Annotated in this window: 1 protein-coding gene; it reads left to right on the top strand. The window is 71.4% G+C overall.

Annotated features, from left to right (window positions below; translation table 11 throughout):
* Positions 1–1,796 (top strand): glycoside hydrolase family 15 protein (locus KME75_RS41220; protein WP_308283509.1); only part of this gene is annotated, 1,796 nt, incomplete at its 5' end.
* Between the last annotated feature and the right edge of the window lie 72 nt (positions 1,797–1,868).

Below are 1,868 nucleotides of genomic sequence, written 5' to 3'. Positions count from 1 at the left end.
AGGCGTCGATGACGTCGATCGCCGACTACGCCCTGCTCGGGGATTGCCAGGGTGCTGCCCTGGTGTCACCGCATGGTTCCATCGACTGGTGGTGTCCGGTCCGGTTCGATGCGCCGAGCGTGTTCACCCGGGTGCTCGATCCGAACGCCGGCCATTGGTCGATCCATCCGGCCGGCGAGTGGAGCGTGGTCCGCCGCTACGTCGAGGGCACGATGGTGGTGGAGACCGAGTTCGACACCGGCAGTGGGCTGCTGCGCCTGACCGACGCCCTCCTGTTGGGGCCGGGCGAGCGGGGCCACGGCATCGGATACGGCTCACCGCACGCGCTGGTGCGCCACGTGGAGGTGGTGCGCGGCGAGGTCGAGGTCGACGTCGAGCTCGCCGCGCGCCTGGAGTACGGGCTGGTCACTCCGCAACTCACTCCCGCCCCGCTCGGCATCGACATCGGCGGTGGGGCCGACCGGCTGATGCTGACCGGCGACCGGCCGCTGCAGATCGACGCCGGGCGGGCCACGGCGCGGTTGCGCCTCCGCGAAGGCGAGACCGCGGTGTTCGAGTTGCAGCACCGCCGTGCCGTCGACCCGGTGCCCGCGCCGCCCGATGGGCGGGCCGCGCTGCGCGACACCGTGGCGGCGTGGCAGTCGTGGACCCGGCTGCACCAGGGCTATCAGGGCCCCTACCGCGAGCAGGTGATGCTCAGCGGGAGGGTGCTGCAGGCGCTGACGTACCGGCCCACCGGCGCGGTCGTCGCCGCGGCGACCACCTCCCTCCCGGAAACGATCGGCGGGCAGGCGAACTGGGACTATCGGTTCGGCTGGCTGCGCGATGGCAGCTTCACCCTCAAGGCGCTGTGGGTGGCGGCCTGCCCCGACGAGGGGCAGCGGTTCTTCGACTGGATCGCCGCCTCCACCGGCCCGATCGGCGACGGGCATGTGCCGGTCATGTTCGGCGCCGCCGGCGAGCACGACCTGACCGAGCACCAGCTCGATCACCTAACCGGCTACGCCGACAGCCGGCCGGTGCGGGTCGGGAACAACGCCTGGACCCAGAAGCAGCTCGACGTGCTCGGGGAGGTCCTCGAGTGCGCATGGGTGCTGTGCGATCAGCTCGGCGAGCTGACCCCGGCGATCGCCGCGTTCCTGCGCTCCCTCGCCGACCGCGCCGCCGCCACCTGGCGCGAGCCCGACGCCGGCATCTGGGAGGGCCGCGAAGGCGAGCGCGACTACCTGACCTCGAAGGTCATGTGCTGGGTGGCGCTCGACCGGGCGGTCAACCTCACCGACCGCCTCGGCGCCGAGGCGGACGTGGCGCGGTGGGAGGCCGAGCGGGAGCAGATCCGGGCGGCGATCCTGGACCACGGCTGGAACGAATCGGTCAAGGCGTTCACGGGGGCATTCGGCTCCGACCACCTCGACGCCGGAGTGCTACTGCTGCCGATCGTGGGGTTCCTGCCCGGCGACGACGAGCGGGTCGTGGCCACCCTGGACGCGATCGAGCGGGAACTGTCCACCGACGCCCTGGTACAGCGCTGGACCGGCTCCGGGGACGAGGGCGCGTTCATCATCTGCTCGTACTGGCTGGCCGCCGCCCGCGCGCTGGCCGGGCAGGTCGACCGCGCGAAGCAGATCTTCGAGACGGTCACCGGCTACGCCAACGACGTCGGGCTGCTGTCAGAGGAGATCGACCTGCGCGACCGCACCCTGATCGGCAACTTCCCGCAGGCACTGTCGCACATCGGCCTGGTCAACGCCGCCTGGGCCATCGCCCAAGCCGAGAACCCCCACGAGCAGGACTAGAGACCGTAGGACCACCACAGACCGCAGGACCACCAGCGCACAGAACGCCACGAGTAGCACGAGGAAGGGGAA

The organism is Pseudonocardia nigra, from assembly GCF_019396355.1.
Lineage (GTDB): Bacteria > Actinomycetota > Actinomycetes > Mycobacteriales > Pseudonocardiaceae > Pseudonocardia > Pseudonocardia nigra.
This window is presented reverse-complemented; position numbering and strand designations above follow the sequence as displayed.